A 17,239-nucleotide genomic window follows, 5' to 3' on the forward strand; every position below is an offset into this window, starting at 1 on the left:
GTGCTTAGCGTTTAAAAATTAAGACGCTTCAACAATCGTTTTCATCTCTTTCGTCTTGTAAATAAACCGCGCGTAGTTTCTGCTCAGATACAAAAAAAGCCAAGGTAAAAACCTTGGCTTAATAATCGCTTAACTACTTAATTCAGAGAATTAAGACGCTTCAACGATCGTTTTCATGTCTTTTGGAATGTTAAACAAACGTAGTTTTTTTCCCAAAGCGCAGACACAAAAAAGCCAAGCAAAATAGCTTGGCTTAATATCAGTGCTTAGCGTTTAAAAATTAAGACGCTTCAACAATCGTTTTCATGTCTTTCATGTAACCACGTAGTTTTTTACCTACGATTTCTACAGGGTGGCTACGAATCGCTTCATTAACTTCAATTAAACGTGCGTTATCAACAGAATTAGAGGTCACTTTAAGTGCTGTACCCAAAAACTCTGGGCTCATCGCTTTAACAAAATCAGCAAGCAGTGGTTTTGCAGCATGGTCAAACAGGTAGCAACCGTATTCAGCAGTATCAGAGATAACCACATTCATCTCATATAATTTTTTACGTGCGATGGTGTTAGCGATTAATGGTGTTTCATGTAAAGACTCGTAGTATGCAGACTCATCAATGATACCTGATGCTGTCATCGCTTCAAATGCAAGTTCAACACCTGCTTTAATCATCGCAACTAAGAAGATACCGTGATCGTAGTACTCTTGCTCAGCAATGTTTTTATCGGTTGCAATTTGTTTTTCAAAACCTGTTTCAGCCGTTGTTGCGCGCCATTTAAGCAGGTTAACATCATCGTTAGCCCAATCTTTCATCATTGTTGCAGAAAATTCACCTTCAATGATGTCATCCATGTGCTTGTTGAACAGTGGGCGTAGAATCGCTTTAAGTTCATCAGCCATATCAAACGCTTTGATTTTAGCGGGGTTAGATAAACGGTCCATCATGTTAGTGATGCCACCGTATTTAAGACCCTCAGTGACTGTTTCCCAACCGTATTGAATCAGTTTTGAAGCGTATGCTGGCTCAATACCATCGGCAACCATTTTCTCATAACCTAAGATTGCACCTGTCTGTAACATTCCACACAGGATAGTTTGCTCACCCATCAAATCAGATTTAACTTCAGCAACAAAAGATGACATAAGCACACCAGCACGATCGCCACCTGTTGCAGATGCGTAAGCTTTAGCCCAAACAAGACCGTGACCTTGTGGATCGTTTGCTGGATGAACTGCGATAAGTGTTGGCACACCAAAACCACGTTTGTACTCTTCACGTACTTCAGAGCCTGGGCACTTAGGTGCACACATAATAACGGTAATGTCGTCGCGTACTTGCATACCTTCTTCAACGATATTGAAACCGTGTGAGTAAGACAGTGTTGCGCCTTCTTTCATAAGAGGCATAACTGCGCCAACAACAGCAGTATGCTGTTTGTCAGGTGTTAGGTTACAAAGAAGGTCCGCTGTTGGAATTAGCTCTTCGTAAGTACCGACTGTGAAACCATTTTCAGTTGCATTTTTCCAAGACTGGCGTTGCTCTTTGATAGCCGCTGGGCGCAGTGTGTAAGAAACATCAAGGCCAGAGTCGCGCATGTTAAGGCCTTGATTAAGACCTTGTGCACCACAACCGATAATCACTACTTTTTTGCCTTTTAATGCTTCACAGCCTGCAGCGAATTCGCTACGATCCATAAAACGACATTGACCTAATTGGTTTAGTTTTTCACTTAGAGGAAGTGTATTAAAGTAGTTAGCCATGTTAGCGGTGCTCCAATTGTTTATTTAATAGGGTTATTTACGAAACGCACTATAACGTATAACTTATATTGCGCAAAATGATATATTGGCAACATAGCGTTGCGTATTGTGCAATGACTTTTACTATCGTTGCTTTATAAGGATTCAATGAATATAAAATCATTACAGCTGTTTTTATCGTTGAGTAATAGTTTGCATTTTTCTAAAACGGCACAAGCTAACCATATTAGCCCCTCTACATTGAGTCGCAGTATTGCGCGTATTGAAGATGAGCTTAATGTTGCGTTATTTATAAGGGATAATCGTTCTGTTAGGCTTACTGAAGCAGGCAATATATTTAAAAAATATACTCAGAAACAGATAGATCAATGGGAGTTATTAAAGTCAGAATTAAAAGACTCTAAAAGTGAATTGGAAGGGCAGATTAATATCTATTGTTCAGTAACCGCCGCTTATAGCCACCTTCCTCCGATCTTGGATAAATTTAGGCAATTACATCCTAAAATAGAGATCAAATTAAACACGGGCGATAGTGCGCTGGCGGTTGACCAAGTTTTATTAAAGCAGGTTGATTTTGCGATAACCGCTTACCCTGATAATTTTCCTGCTGGATTGCACTTTAAGAAACTAGCCGAGATTCCCTTGTCGATTATCGCACCAACAACCCCCTGTGCAGTAACACAGCAGATAAATCAGCAAACGATAGAGTGGAAAAATATCCCCTTTATTTTACCTGAACATGGTTCGGTAAGGCGACGTTTTGATAATTGGCATCGAAAGCTTAAAGTGGGAAAACCACATATTTATGCCACAGTTGCAGGACATGAAGCATTAATTAGCATGGTAGCACTAGGCTGTGGTGTGGGAATTGCGCCCGATGTGGTGATAGAAAATAGCCCCGTGCGTGAGCGGGTACAAAGTCTTTCGAGTAACAGTGTCATCGAATCGTTTGATCTGGGGGTTTGCTGTAATAAAAAACGCTTACAAGAGCCATTAATTGATGCTTTTATAAGCTGTGTTGAAAGCTAGCTTATACATTTATTAAGGGCGCTCCAGTTTCGTTTAGTTGGAAAGTCTCAATTTAAATATTTGTCGAAAATTTCTTGAATTGTCCCATCATTTATCATGCGATAAATGATTTTATCATATCGTTGTAGTAGCGTTTCTTTATTGGGGTAACTAGATGCTACGACAAAAGCATTGAAATAAGGTTTTGATTTTAATGGCTTAGGAAGGAAAGTGATTTTATCCGAATAACCTTTTTTCTTTATTTTATAAAGCGCTGAGGTGGTATTCAGAGGAACAATATCAATTCTTCCTCGGTATAGTTTTAATAGTTGCAAATTATTATTGGTAAGCACATTTAAATTCAATCCTGCCTGCCAAAATTCAGGCGTGTATGACCAATCTTGTGTTGCTCCAACCCGTAATCCTTTCAAATCACTTAACTCATTATAAATTATTTTGCTTATATCCTTTTTATTAATGAAAAAATTCCATGATAAGTTCTTATAAGAATTTTGGGGGTATAGTAAATAGGTTCGATCTGATTTTTTAGAAAAACTGAGTACCATATCAACTTTTCCAGTGGTAGCTTGTTTAATAATTCGACTGCCAGAATTAATTAATTCTATATTATAAGCTATATTTAATTCCTCCATCACCACTCTAATTATATCAATATCAATACCTTGAATATTAGATGTTCCTTTTTCTATAAATCGATAGGGAACCTCATAAGTTCCAACTATTTCAAAGTCTCTGGCCTCTACTATAGGCTGATTTATAATGAGTATTAAAATGATAGTTGATATAAAAGCCAACCTGTTTTTAAAAAACAACATTGATCTTCCTTTAAAATGTTAAGTGATCTAATTTTCTTTGGCACTGGCTGACAGATAGATTAATTCTGAAAAGAGCGATTAAAGAATAGGTCGATATTTCTTATTTTACAATTTACATTTTGGAATGACGTCCATTGATTGCTATTTGTGCATGTCGAATAAAAGCACTAGCTACATTAGGCACGGTCACCGCCCCGCATGATCGGGTGATAAAGTGCTACAAGAGGGCGCGTTATGGCAAGCAGAGCAAACGGGTCTAAAAAAAAACAGAATAAGTTCGTTTTCTAATCCTGCTGTTTTTATTTGTATAAATAGAAGTTAACGGTACTTAAACTCTATTATTTAAACCCGTTTGGCCTGTTATAGCAGGCGAAATGGTGGAGTTACAATACCATGACAAAAAATGTTGATTGGAGTCCGTGGATAAAGTGATGAATTGTGAGTTATTAACAATGCCTTCGCCAATTTTTATTTAAGCTTAAAATAGAATTTAATGCCAATAAAAATCAAATGCTTACCGGTGAAAAAGTTAGCCGAAATGGGTTGGTTTCCATTTTGGCGAAGGTATTGATTAACGCTCATTAATAAAGTGGGTCGTGAATAGGCCCACTTATTTATCAAAAAACAAGATCTCAATAACGCAAAATAGTGAATTGTAAATTATGCTCTTAAGGTGCTAAATTTTAAGCTCTTAGGAGAAACTATGCGTAAGCGTTCAGCCATTAAAGAAAACCACTTACCAAGTGTACTTTCACTTTACCCAACGTCACTTTTAGCATTGGTTTTTTGTCTCTTTTCTCTGCTATTTACTTACTTTTCTTATCACAGCTTAAAACAGTCTCAAGATGCAAATGAACAGCGTTATCAAGCTTACCTATTAGCAACACAGTTACATCAACGTTCAGATCAATTAACATTAATGGCACGTAGTTATGCGGTGACAGGTGAGCAAAAATATTTTGAGTTCTATAATGAAATTTTAGATATTCGTCGGGGAAAGCCGTCTCGCCCACAATTTTACCATCGTGTTTATTGGGATATGTTGATGCCTGAAAATGGATTGTCGCCTTTCCCTGTTGGTGAAAAAAGATCCTTTAAACAATTAATGTCAGCGCTTAATCTATTTCAAGAAGAGGTAGATCTGTTATTCAAAGCCAAAAATATCTCTAACCAACTATCGAGGGTTGAGTTACAAGCTTTTTCTGAGGTGAAAAGTGGGTTGAACAGTGGTGCTGATTACGCCTCTAGCACCCAACGTTCACATGCCATTTCGTTACTCTATCATGATGACTATCTGTTGAAAAAAACGTTGACTAAGCGTTATATTAATCAATTTTTTGATCTACAAGAGCCGCGTAGCTCTAAAGAACTTGCGTTAATTACAACACGCTATTATCTATTTGCAACCTTGACCACACTCTCTTTTTTGCTATTAATATTTTTTCTACTTTATAACCTTTATAAACAGTCAAAAAATAAAGTTTTGTTCGTAAAAGCACTACGCAAAGAGGTTTCTAATCGAACCCTAGAGCTATTTGAAAAGCGTGAGCAGTTAAAGGTAGTGATCCATGAGATGGAGATGACAAAAAGTCAATTGGTGGAATCTGAGAAGATGGCTTCACTGGGTAATTTAGTCAGTGGCGTTGCGCATGAGGTAAATACGCCGCTAGGTATCAGTGTCACCCTTGGCTCTCATCTACATGAAGAAACGAAACTGTTATTAGCAAATGTTGAAAGTGGTGTACTGAAACGCTCAGATTTAGATCGCTATTGCTCTGAAACACTAGAAAATTGTACCTTATTACTTGCTAACTTAGATAGAGCCGCTAATTTAATCAGTAGTTTTAAACAGGTTGCGGTGGATCAAAGTAGTGATGAGGTGCGCTCTTTTAAAGTCAGTGAATATATCGATGAAGTATTGCTTAGCTTGCACCCTCGCATTAAAAAAACAGCAATAAAAATCACCGTGAATGTTCCACCCGATGAACCTTTTTTGACAACCTACCCCGGCGCGATTGCACAAATTGTGACTAATTTAGTGATGAACTCGCTTATTCACGCGTTTAATAATAGCCAAGATGCTGGCAATATAAATTTTCAGTTAAGTATTAAAGATAATGAGATGTTGATAGAGGTTTCTGATGACGGTAAGGGCATGCCCTTTGATGTTGCCGAAAAAATATTTGAACCTTTTTTTACGACGCAACGTGGTCATGGCGGGAGTGGTTTGGGGTTGAGCATTGTCTATAATTTAGTGGTGCATCAGCTTAAAGGTCGTATTAAATGCAAATCTATTTTGCAAGAGGGAACGACATTTTTCATTCGTTTTCCAATGCAAACTAGCAGTGATAAATAGGAGTTTATAGTGGATTGGTTAGCGGAAGAGGAAACACAAGTAGAGGTGTTAAGTACCGATGATTACTGCAATATATTAATTGTGGATGATGAAGTTGATGTGCATACATCAACGACTTTAACCATGAAGCACTTTACTTTTGAAGGGAAAAGTATGCGCTTTTTTAGTGCTTATTCAGCACAAGAGGCGCGTGAACTGCTCAATAAAGGTGAACGTTACTCATTGATTTTACTTGATGTGGTGATGGAAACTGAAAATGCGGGGCTCGATTTAGCACGTTATATTCGTCAACAGTTAAATAATCGTTTTAGCCGTATTATTTTAAGAACGGGGCAACCCGGCATTGCTCCAGAGCAAAGTGTGATTCGTGATTTTGATATTGACGGTTATAAAAATAAAGCAGAGCTACGCAAGCAAGATTTAGAATCCTCGTTTTACACCTCACTGCGCGCTTATCGTGATATTTGTCAATTGCAAAAACATCGTGAAATTCTAGAGCAGGTGATTGAATCTATTGCCAGTATTAGTCAGGTGGGAGATCTGCTTAACTTTGCGGGCGCGGTGCTTGCACAAATAAAATTGGTTTTAAATATCACTTCCACAAAGATGCTAGTGGAATCACCCGAGGCATTTGCTATTTCACAGATGGAAGACCGATTAAATATGTTTTCTACTAATGGCTCTGATGTGAAAATATTACAGCACAGTGATATGAGCAAATTACCTGACCATGAAAGAGAGTTATTTGAAAATGCACTTAAGGTAAAAAAGAATTTTCATGATCAGAATCATTACGTTTATTACCATCACTCTGAACGTGGCTATGACACTATTTTTGCATTTGAAATAAAACATTTATTAGAAAAATCGGAGGTGGATATGATCGACCTCTTCTTAAGAAATGTATTACTAAGCTATGAAAATTTATTATTGGTTAATGCCTATGAAGAAACGCAAGAGTTAGCGATTACTTTGCTTGGCGGTACCATGGAGTCACACTCTAAAGAGACGGGAGAGCACGTTGTTCGAGTGGGTTTATTTGCATCACTGTTAGCAAAATTACATGGTGAAGATAAATTTTTTTGTGAACGTATTCGTTTGGCCGCACAGTTACATGATGTGGGTAAGGTGGGTGTCCCAGATAACGTGCTTAAAAAAGAGGGGCCATTAAACACCACAGAGTGGGAAGAGATGAAGTTGCATGTCATTAAAGGTTGGGAAATATTGCAAGGGTTAGATAATGCCATTATTAAAATGGCCTCTAATTTGGTTATCGATCATCATGAAAAATGGGATGGTAGTGGTTATCCTAATGGTAAAAAAGAGTTTGAAATCAGCATTGAAGGGCGCATAACTGCAATTGCAGATGTATTTGACGCACTTTGTAGTAAGCGTTGTTATAAACAAGCTTGGCCACTTATTGAGGCTAAAAAAGAGATTGAAAATTGTGCAGGTAGTCAGTTCGACCCTCAATTAAGTCAACTGTTTGAGGATAACTTTCAACTATTTGCAGATATTTATAATCAACACCCAGATTAAGAGAATTGTATTTTATACTTTGTAAAAAACAGTATTTTATTTATAATCACATTTTTATAAAAAGCCCTAATCATGTGTAAATATATTTTATTACTTTTTGTTTTTTTGAGTAGTAAACCTTTTGTTATTGGTCGTATTGGCAGTAACCCTGTAAAAAATGCGCAGCAGTTACAGGAGATGGCGGACTATATTGCTAATAAGCTTAAAGATGATGGGTTTACTTCCGGTAAGGTTATTAGCGTAAAAAATTACAGTGAGTTAAAAAAAGAGATCCGTGCCGGCAATATTGATTGGGTGACTGATACTGGTTTAGTCGCTGCTAAATTAGAAAGTGAGGTGCTCGCGTGCGCAGTATTATTAACTGATGTTACGCAGTTGAGGCTCGCTCTAGGTGCAAAGCCTCAATTGCTGCTTTTTGTGCTTTGATATAAACTTTCATTTTCAAACCGAATGTCGTTAGCCCTTTTTTATACTCAGCACTCTAACTTTACTGTGGCTAGCAATGACATGAAAATAGGGTTGCTTTGCGTCTTGATTGTTTTGGCTGGTGATTTTGCTAATGCAGTGTTGGATTTTATGTTTTTATGGAAAACCTCAACTTTCCACCGTTTTTGATAGATTTTTTCCATTGACTTTTTATCTAGCTCAATATCATTACTAATCAAATAGTATATCCCTTCACTGCCATTTTTTTTAAAGATTTGTCGATGTAAAACAACGAGAATACCCATTCCTTTTATCCAACCGCAGATTGGAGTGTCAATGAATCAATGCGTTGAAAGCGTCCTTGTAATTTATCTTCTTTGCTAAGTGCTATTAAGCGATTGTTTTTTAACGCCAATAAAAATACTTTTTCATTTTATCATGGATAAATTTCATATTACCGATGGATGAAAACAAACTGTCAGCCATACATAGCGCCATTTTAACTTATTTTGTTTACATGCTTTGAGGATCTCAATCAAATCGTCATTGTTAGTTGTTTCACTTTTTCTTTTTATTTTTATTTTCCTCGTGGAGATGTCTGAGTATTGAATCGGTTTCGTTATTAGTTTAAAGGCAACTGGGAGGCTTGTTTTATTAGAATGATAAATACAATTCAGTAAATTAATACCTTTCACAGAACGACCAACAGTATGATCAAAGTGCCGGTTAATAAGCTTATTTTCACTGGAATAAGGCTTTTTTTGAAGCGTATCATCAAAGATTAATACACTTTCATCAGATTCTATTTCACGGACTTCTTTTTTTACATTTTGCCACAAATCTGCTGAGCTAAACTGCTTGTGTGAAAAAAAGTGAGTAATTTGATCGTGGCTAATTTCTCCATCTAAAAAATTAGATAGGGCTGTTGCCGTTGTGTAACTAAATGAGGTGAAAAAATAATCAATGTACAGCTCAAATATTTGTTTTTTTATTCATCGATCCACTTTAGCGGTTTTAAAAATGAAAGTTTAGTCTTACTGCGTAACATCAGTTAGAAAGATTTTTACTTGCCGTTTTTACTTTCATTTGCTGAATTAACAGGCCACTCATAATGAAAATGAGCCCTACTATGGTTGCTGGGTAGATGGGTTCATCAATAATAAAACTTAACAGCATTAAGGAAACAAAAGGGGAAATAAAAATAAGATTACTGATTTTGGCGGTATTTTCTGCGTAACGCAACGCCGTTAACCAAGCAACAAAGGCAAAACCCATTTCAAATAATCCTATGTAAATAGCGCCCACCCAGCCTTGCCAATCTGGCATATTAAAGTCACTTAATATAGGGGTAGCGATTAATATCGCAGGAAATCCCAATAAAAAACACAGCAATAAAGAAACAATAGGATCTGCTGTGTTTTTAGTATTTAAAATCCAATACATAGCCCACAGTAATGTGCTAAATAGCGCAAGAAATACACCAACTGGACTTGTAAAATCTAGTGCTATTAGGTTACCTCTGGTCGCAATAACTAAAACCCCTGTGTAGGCCAATACGATGGCAATAGCATCTCTTTTAGTGAGCTTTTGTCCAAGAAAAGGCACTGCTAGTAGGGTTAGGGTAATTGCCCAAGTGTAATTTAATGCCTGTGCTTGCTGAGCGGGTAGTAGATCATAGGCTTGAAATAGAATTAGATAATAAAAACATGGATTAATTAACCCTAAGGTTAGGTAATAGTAAGGGCGTTTTAAAAAATAAGGTTTTAAAAGTGCTAATTTACCTTGATAAAAACACAAACAGCTTAAGGTTAAAATACTGCTGAATGTTGCCACCAATAACATTTGTATGGGCGAAAAATAAGTTAAGGTTAGCTTAAAAGCGCTGGCGACGGTAGACCACATTGCCACAGCAATTAAGGCATAAATAGTGGCTTTTTTTTGATTTTTAATCATTTTTACCTTCGCAGGGTAATCAAGTATGAGTAAATAAAATGTCGCTATTTTTTCATGTTGATTATGAAGTTGGCAGATTCAACCTTGAAGGGTATAGTTGCTACGTAGTTAGTGTCAGTATACGCGTTATAAAAGATCGAGGACAGCCTTATCTTTTTGGTATGAAGAACGAAAATAAAGATCTTTTCTGTTGTCAGAAAAAGCTTACAGTCCCCTTTAATGTAAGCGATTGATAAACCCACTTAGCGGTACTTCTCCCAATCCATTAATTGCTTGTCTTTTATGTTTAACACCTCTATTTATTCCACAAAAATGGGCGTGGAATCCCCGGAAGTATTTGCGGTTTTGCAGATGGAATACCGATGAAATATGTTTTCTGCAACGGCGATGATGCAAAAATACTGTACCACAATGAGATGAATAAATTGCCCGTTCATGAAAGAGGGTTATTTGAAAATGCATTTAAAGTGAAGGAAAACGTTCATGCAGCACTATTGTATTTAATACCATCACTTAGATCGTAGTGATGACACTATTTTTATTATTTTAAATAAAATATTGGTTAGAAAAAGCGGAGGTGGATAGGATCGATCTCTATTTTTAAGAAATAGATTAACTTAACGTCGATGAAGAGACACAAGTGTTTGAAATCAGTCTGAAGAACGCATTACCACAATGGCAGTTTGTCGTAAATGTTGCTATAAATAAACTTAGCCACTGATTGATGCTAAAAAGAGTTTTAAAATTGTGCTGGTAGTCAGTTATATCCTCAATTAAGTCAACTGTTTGAGGGTGGTTTTTAACTTTTCACCCATATTTATAATCAACACCCTGACTGATTTTTTTTGTGAAAATATAGAAATAATGAAACAGTGTGTTTACAATAGAAGTTCAAACTTAAGGAGCCAATCATGTTTAATCCAAAAAAATTAGAAGAGATCGCTAAACAGGTCAGCGACTCCATGCCTGCAAGCGTGAAGAATTTCGGAACCGAAGTCGATCGCAAGATAAAACAAGTTTTGCAAGCACAACTGGGGAAGCTTGATATGGTGAGCCGTGAAGAGTTTGATGTGCAAACGCATGTATTATTGCGTACGCGTGAGAAATTAGCGGAGATGGAAGCAAAACTTGCTGAGTTTGAAAAGAAATTAGCACCCGTAGAAAAAGCAGAGAAATAAGATGAAAGAGTTATATTTAAAAAATGCAGAAAAGTTTGTTGATGATGTTTGTGAAAGCCTGACATTATATGGTTTATTCGATGAAAAAGAGGGCTGGGCGAATTGCCATGCACATGACAATAATGATGCACAAGCCGTTTATCTATTTTGGTCTGATGAAAAAACAGCTAAAAAACTACAGAATGCAGAGTGGAAAAACTATAAAATCACGCCGATTGAGCTGAGCGTCTTTTTAGACTCATGGCTTGATGGCATGCAAAGTAAACAAGTGTTTGCGGGTGTGAACTGGGATGAAGAGTTATACGGTCTGGAGATTGAAGCGATGGTATTAAAGAATTCATTGCTTGAAAAATCACAAATTTTGAGTAAAACAGAAGATAAAACAGCGCATTAATTAATAGATTAATGCAAACAGAAAAGGCCCGATTAAGTTATCTTAATCGGGCCTTTTTTATTTATTGCAAATTCTTCAAGAAATATTAATGATGATAGCAATTTCAATAAAGAGGTGATCGCTTTTGGACGTGAAACTTTAGTCTCGCCTGTGTAATTTACGTCGTTAAAGTCGCACTTCCAACTGATGATATATACCCATGTTACCTCAAGATGCCTTGCTGCCTTTGCATCTTGAAGTATCATGGGTATATCATCATTCTTCTGGGTAAGTTCCCCAACCATCGTAATCGATGCCAAATGATTGTGCTAAGGTAAATAGCTTTTCTACATCTTCAAAAATATCTTGCTCATCAAGGTTCATCTCAACCACCACATCAAAGGCTAAAATGATTGAGCCATCTTCAAGTTCTAACTCTTCAGGGTCGGTGACTTCATAACCTTTTTTAAAACAAGCAATGGCGGCTTTTTCGAGGCTATCAAAATCGGTACATGATAGATGATGTTCAATCATGTAAACCGCATCAGGGTTACTGCCATCTTCTAATACTGCCTCTACAATATCTTGTGTTTCATCAGCAAGCTCTTGTAATAATTCTTCTTTACTCAGACTCTCGTTACTTAGGTTCTCTTCACTCATTTTTTATCTCCTTAACCGCAACAATCAGAATTGTTATCTGGACGTTTGACTTCTTTGTTGAGTTGTTCATATTTAGCTGCCATTATTTCATGTGCATCGTTCATTAAACGGCGGATTTCCCGTTTTTTGTATTGGCTGATATCAATTGGTGGCAACATTTCTACGATCACTTCACCGTTATCCCAGCGGTTGAGGTTAACCTGCTCATGAGTGCTAGAAACAACGGTTGGTATTACATTCACGCCAGCTTGTAGTGCCGTGTGAAATGCACCCATTTTAAAAGGCAATAAACCACGGCCACGACTACGTGTTCCTTCTGGGAAAAACCAAATGCCTAGATTTTTTTTGTGCATCTGCTCAACCACCTTTTTCATGGTATCTTTAGCGCTTTTTTGGTTATCTCGATCAATCATCACATTCCCTGTTAACCAGTAAATGATGCCAAAAAAAGGTATCCACACTAAGCTTTTTTTACCGATAGTCACTGAGCCCGGTTGAACGACGCCCGTTGTGGTGACCATATCGTAATTATTTTGATGGTTGGCAATATAAACGGCAGAGCCATAGTTTTTAGCTTCTTCTGGTACACGGTAAGTGACTTTTAACCCCACAATACGTGACATTTTGCTAAATAAGATAGCAAAGTGGTAGGTGTTTTTGGGGTTACGTGGGCTTAATGCACAATAAAAAATGCAGTAGATACTCATTAGGATCACGGCAAATATAAGTAAGATAAAACGGGCTATCAATAACATTTTTAATTCTCTTCTTCTGAAACAGTAATTACTTCGACGTTATCAACACGTTGTAATCCACGCGGTAGTTTACTACCACGACGACCTCGTTCACCTTGATAAGCCGTTAGATCAACGGGTTTGAGGGTTAGCTTACGTTTACCTGCATGCAGGGTTACAGCGCTTCCCTCTGGAATGATTTTCAACATGGTAACAAACTCTTCGCGTTTAGTCGCTTTTGCACTCATGATGTTGATCATTTTATTGCCTTTGCCTTTGCTCAAATTCGGTAAACTATTCACAGGGAAAATCAACATTCTGCCTTCGTTACTGATGGTTAAACAGAGATCGCTGTCATTCTCACTGAGTTTTTGTGCCGGCATTAACTGTGCATTTTTACCAAGGTTGATCAGCGCTTTACCGTTCTTATTGCGACTATTGATATCACTAAATTTAGCCACAAAACCATAACCGTGATCGCTACTGATAATATAGCGGTTGCTCTCCTCTCCCATCAATATATTCACAAAGGGGACATTATCATTTTGATTAAAACGCCCGGTCAACGGTTCACCCTGCGAACGTGCAGAGGGCAGTGAATGTGCATCAAGTGAATAAGCGCGACCCGTTGCATCAAGGAAAATACAGCTTTGGTTACTTTTTCCTTGGGCACTGGTGAGGAATTCATCGCCCGCTTTATAACTGAGCGCAGCCGCATCAATATCATGGCCTTTGGCAGAGCGCACCCAACCTTGGGTTGAAAGTACAATAGTGACCTGCTCACTTGGCATTAACTCTTTTTCAGTGAGTGCTTTGGCCTCAAGACGCTCAACAATGGGAGAGCGTCTGTCATCACCATATTTAAGTGCGTCTGCTTTGATCTCTTTTTTGATCAAGGTATTTAAACGTCTGTCTGAACCAAGCAGCAATGCCAGTTTTTTCTGCTCTTCACTGAGTTCTGCGATTTCGCCACGAATTTGAATCTCTTCTAATTTGGCAAGTTGACGCAGTTTTATCTCTAAAATGGCGTGTGCCTGACGCTCAGAAAGGGTAAAACGATTTATCAATTCTGCTTTGGCATCATCAAAGGTGCGGATGATCTCAATCACTTCATCAATATTGAGATAAGCGATTAATAACCCTTCTAAAAGGTGTAAACGGGTTTCGATTTTATCAAGGCGGAACTGTAAACGACGGCGTACGGTGCTTTTGCGATAAACTAACCACTCAGTCAGAATTTTAACTAATCCTTTTACCTGTGGACGTTTATCAAGGCCGATCATATTAAGGTTAACTTTATGATTGACCTCTAAATCGGTAGAAGCAAACAGATGGTGCATCAAAGCTTCTAAATCGACACGATTAGAGCGAGGTACAACCACCAGACGAGTGGGATTGTACCGGTCTGACTCATCACGCAAGTCGGCAACCATCGGCAGTTTTTTGTCGATCATCTGCTTGGCAATATCTTTTAAAATCTTACCGCCCGATACACGATGAGGCAGGGCGCTAATCACAATTTCACCGTTTTCGATGCAGTAAACCGCACGGCTTTTAAAGCTACCGCGACCCGTCGTGTAGATTTTTTTAATCTCGCTACGTGGGGTAATTATCTCTGCTTCAGTGGGGTAATCTGGCCCCTGCACAAAGTCTATCAGCTCATCTAATGTAGCTTTGGGGTTATCAATAAGGTGCAGACATGCATTAGCAACTTCACGCACATTATGTGGTGGTACATCGGTTGCCATGCCCACTGCAATGCCAGTAATACCGTTTAACAGGATATGAGGCAGACGTGCAGGCAACAGTTCTGGCTCTTTCATCGTGCCATCAAAGTTAGGTTTCCAATCGGTTGTCCCTTGGTTTATCTCTGACAGTAATATTTCTGAAAAGGCCGATAAACGCGATTCGGTGTAACGCATTGCAGCAAACGATTTGGGATCATCCGGTGCGCCCCAGTTACCTTGGCCATCAATCAGAGGGTAGCGATATGAGAAAGGCTGCGCCATTAATACCATTGCTTCATAACAAGCGCTATCACCATGTGGATGATATTTTCCTAATACATCACCCACCGTACGAGCTGATTTTTTATGTTTAGAAAGCGCAGAAAGGCCAAGCTCTGACATGGCAAAAATGATACGCCGTTGCACGGGTTTTAAACCATCACCAATATGGGGTAATGCCCTGTCCATTATTACGTACATGGAGTAGTTCAGGTAGGCATCTTCAGTAAATTTAGCCAGTGGTAATTGCTCGATACCTTGCAAGCTTAAATCTAAGGATTCACTCATCTTTTATGGCCTTATCAATCGAAAAAAGAAAAGGGGCAGTATAACGTAATTTGTAGGGAGGCAGTGAGGTTTTAATGGGATTTGTGAGTGTGAAATCAAAGGGTCAGAGTCTTTGATTTTCAGTGGCTCTGACCCTTTGATTTTTTATTTTATGTATTCGTATATAAGCGCTACGCAAACAGGTAGGATGCTTATATATTACTTTAAGTTATGAGTTTCGCTATGTCGATCGCTACAACAGAACACACTACAACCCGTGCTTTATTAATTTCTATTCGCACCCCTAATGTGACGCAACAGGAGGTGGACGAGTCACTGTCTGAATTAGGGCGATTAGTGACGACCTTAGGGTTTTCTGTGGTTGGCACTGAAACGCAACGTCAAAAATCAACCAAGCAACTCTCCGTATTAGGCTCTGGCAAGCTTGAAGAGTTAGCTGCTTTAACGGATGACTCTGCGTCACAGGTTGAATTTGACCAAGATGAATTAAGCGACCTATTAGCCACATCAGACGTGCAACTACAGGCGAATGTGGTGGTATTTGATTGCGAACTGAGCCCTAATCAATTACGTACTGTTGAGCTGGCTTTAGGCGTGGAAGTGTATGATAGAACGCGTATTATTATTGAAATATTTAGTAAGCATGCGCGTACGCGTACGGCGAAATTACAAGTAGAAATTGCGCGACTTAACTATTTAACACCAAGAATACGTGATGAAAATAGTGGCGATCGCGAACGTCAAAAAGGCCGTTGGATAGGTGAAAGTGCCTTTGAAGTTAATCGTCGTCGTATCCGCGATAAAATTGCCGACTTAAAGCGTGAGCTGAAAAAATTACAACAAGAGATGCAAGGTAGGCGCAGTGGCCGTATCGAGCAGTTGTGTGTCGCGTTAGTGGGTTACACTAATGCCGGTAAATCGTCATTAATGCGTGCTTTAACCGGATCAGACGTATTAGTGGAAGATAAGTTGTTTGCGACCTTAGATACCACGGTGCGTACTCTTCAACCCCCAACGCAGCCACGTATTTTAATTTCAGACACGGTCGGTTTTATTAAAAAATTACCGCATGATTTAGTGGCATCATTTCATTCCACCTTAGAAGAGGCAAAAGATGCGGATCTCTTACTCTACGTGGTTGATGCATCCGATGAAAACTTTAGCGCACATTTAGATGTGGTGGATCATGTATTAGGTGAGTTAAATGTCGATTTTAATAACAAAATATTATTGCTGAATAAGGTCGATTGTTTGAGCGAAGAGCAGCAGTTAGCACTGTTGGAACAATACCCTGATGCATTGCAAATCAGTACGCTAAACAAAACAGATGTCGCATTAGTACACCAAGAAATTCAAACTTTTCTGGAAAAGAAAATGTGTGCAGCTTGTTTTCATATCCCTTATACAGCAAGCGGTATTATGGGTGAAATCCACAGTAAAATGCAGGTGATCGATGAGCAATATCATGAAGATGGTATGCGTATAACACTCAAAGCGAGCCCGATAGCGTTAGAGCGATTACATAAAATGTTACAAAGCTCTTTTTGAATAGTGAGGAAAAATATTTGTTATTAATAGAATAAGCGTGAGAATGTTTAGCACTCTTATTCTTTTATGAATTCTGTTTGAGTTTATTGATTATCCACATTGTGGATTTATATTTTGATGAAACGATACTGCAAAGATAGAGATGTTCCCCGATTTTCTACCTCCTAACAAAAATAATATATATACCCATGATGCTTCGAGATGCAAAGTCAGCAAGGCAAATTGTGCCGAGATGCTAGGCATAAAATTGAAGCCTAGTCATTCTAAGTCGAAATTTCATAACGACGTAGATTGGTACAAGTTGCCTTGCCCTACGGGGCGCAAGCTCGAAAATCAGCCCTACGTTACAACAAGCGGAAAGGGAATAACCATTACCTCGTGTTGTGCCTTGCTCTGATTATCGAGCTTGTGCCTGACAAAGCATCTTGAAGTAACATGGGTATAGATCACATTAGTAACTATAATCAAGGTACTTATTTATTATAAGTCAAATTAACAAAAAAACAGATGGAGCATATGATGAAAATTTTGATAAAAACAGCTTTAGCAAGTGCCGTGATCTCTATTTTAAC

The 17,239-nt window shown here is 38.2% G+C and carries 13 protein-coding genes and 1 pseudogene; 7 read left to right on the plus strand and 7 right to left on the minus strand.

Features of this window, described 5'->3' with window-relative positions; all coding sequences use genetic code 11:
* Positions 1–280: 280 nt before the first annotated feature.
* A complete protein-coding gene (gene ilvC, locus G322_RS0111335) occupies positions 281–1,762 on the minus strand; it encodes a ketol-acid reductoisomerase (protein ID WP_022941893.1) in 1,482 nt (493 codons plus the stop codon).
* 147 nt (positions 1,763–1,909) lie between these two features.
* Between ilvC and ilvY the strand changes: the two genes are divergently transcribed.
* Positions 1,910–2,791 carry an HTH-type transcriptional activator IlvY gene (gene ilvY, locus G322_RS0111340; RefSeq protein ID WP_022941894.1) on the plus strand — a complete coding sequence of 294 codons (882 nt, stop codon included), beginning with the start codon at positions 1,910–1,912 and terminating at the stop codon, positions 2,789–2,791.
* 47 nt (positions 2,792–2,838) lie between these two features.
* On the opposite strand, the gene G322_RS0111345 is transcribed toward ilvY, so the two are convergent.
* The gene (locus G322_RS0111345; RefSeq protein WP_022941895.1) at positions 2,839–3,606 is read right to left on the minus strand and encodes a substrate-binding periplasmic protein; all 768 of its coding nucleotides are present in this window, start codon (positions 3,604–3,606) and stop codon (positions 2,839–2,841) included.
* A 703-nt stretch (positions 3,607–4,309) separates the two neighbouring features.
* On the opposite strand from G322_RS0111345, the gene G322_RS22310 reads away from it, so the two are divergent.
* From G322_RS22310 to G322_RS0111360, 3 genes are all read left to right on the plus strand, one after another.
* Positions 4,310–5,962, plus strand: a complete 1,653-nt coding sequence (locus G322_RS22310) for a sensor histidine kinase (protein ID WP_022941896.1) — start codon at positions 4,310–4,312, stop codon at positions 5,960–5,962.
* A 9-nt stretch (positions 5,963–5,971) separates the two neighbouring features.
* A complete protein-coding gene (locus G322_RS0111355) occupies positions 5,972–7,501 on the plus strand; it encodes an HD domain-containing phosphohydrolase (RefSeq protein WP_022941897.1) in 1,530 nt (509 codons plus the stop codon).
* Between the two features lie 72 nt (positions 7,502–7,573).
* Positions 7,574–7,927 (plus strand): hypothetical protein, encoded by a 354-nt coding sequence (locus G322_RS0111360; RefSeq protein WP_022941898.1) that lies wholly within the window; start codon positions 7,574–7,576, stop codon positions 7,925–7,927.
* Here the strand turns inward: G322_RS0111360 and G322_RS24815 are convergent.
* A pseudogene (locus tag G322_RS24815) lies at positions 7,869–8,919 on the minus strand (IS701 family transposase). The gene G322_RS0111360 and the pseudogene G322_RS24815 sit on opposite strands and share 59 nt — an antisense overlap.
* Positions 8,920–8,974: 55 nt before the next feature.
* A complete protein-coding gene (locus G322_RS0111375) occupies positions 8,975–9,880 on the minus strand; it encodes a DMT family transporter (RefSeq protein ID WP_022941899.1) in 906 nt (301 codons plus the stop codon).
* Between the two features lie 911 nt (positions 9,881–10,791).
* Between G322_RS0111375 and ubiK the strand changes: the two genes are divergently transcribed.
* Positions 10,792–11,058 (plus strand): ubiquinone biosynthesis accessory factor UbiK, encoded by a 267-nt coding sequence (ubiK, locus tag G322_RS0111390; protein ID WP_022941902.1) that lies wholly within the window; start codon positions 10,792–10,794, stop codon positions 11,056–11,058.
* A 1-nt stretch (position 11,059) separates the two neighbouring features.
* Complete coding sequence (locus G322_RS0111395; RefSeq protein ID WP_022941903.1) at positions 11,060–11,452, plus strand: DUF2750 domain-containing protein; 393 nt, start codon at positions 11,060–11,062, stop codon at positions 11,450–11,452.
* Positions 11,453–11,707: 255 nt separating this feature from the next.
* Here the strand turns inward: G322_RS0111395 and rraB are convergent, their stop codons facing one another.
* The 3 genes from rraB to parC are packed head-to-tail and all read right to left on the minus strand — an operon-like array spanning position 11,708 to position 15,119.
* Positions 11,708–12,091 carry a ribonuclease E inhibitor RraB gene (gene rraB / locus G322_RS0111405; RefSeq protein ID WP_022941905.1) on the minus strand — a complete coding sequence of 128 codons (384 nt, stop codon included), beginning with the start codon at positions 12,089–12,091 and terminating at the stop codon, positions 11,708–11,710.
* A gap of 11 nt (positions 12,092–12,102) precedes the next feature.
* Entirely contained in the window at positions 12,103–12,846 is a 744-nt protein-coding gene (locus tag G322_RS0111410; protein ID WP_022941906.1) for a 1-acylglycerol-3-phosphate O-acyltransferase, read from the minus strand.
* A gap of 2 nt (positions 12,847–12,848) precedes the next feature.
* Positions 12,849–15,119: a DNA topoisomerase IV subunit A gene (gene parC / locus G322_RS0111415; protein WP_022941907.1), complete on the minus strand. Its 2,271-nt coding sequence runs from the start codon at positions 15,117–15,119 to the stop codon at positions 12,849–12,851.
* Between the two features lie 222 nt (positions 15,120–15,341).
* Here parC and hflX point away from each other — a divergent pair, with 222 nt between their 5' ends.
* The gene (gene hflX / locus G322_RS0111420) at positions 15,342–16,667 is read left to right on the plus strand and encodes a GTPase HflX (RefSeq protein ID WP_022941908.1); all 1,326 of its coding nucleotides are present in this window, start codon (positions 15,342–15,344) and stop codon (positions 16,665–16,667) included.
* The last annotated feature ends 572 nt before the right edge of the window (positions 16,668–17,239 follow it).

It is taken from the genome of Psychromonas hadalis ATCC BAA-638 (assembly GCF_000420245.1).
Taxonomy (GTDB): Bacteria; Pseudomonadota; Gammaproteobacteria; order Enterobacterales; family Psychromonadaceae; genus Psychromonas; species Psychromonas hadalis.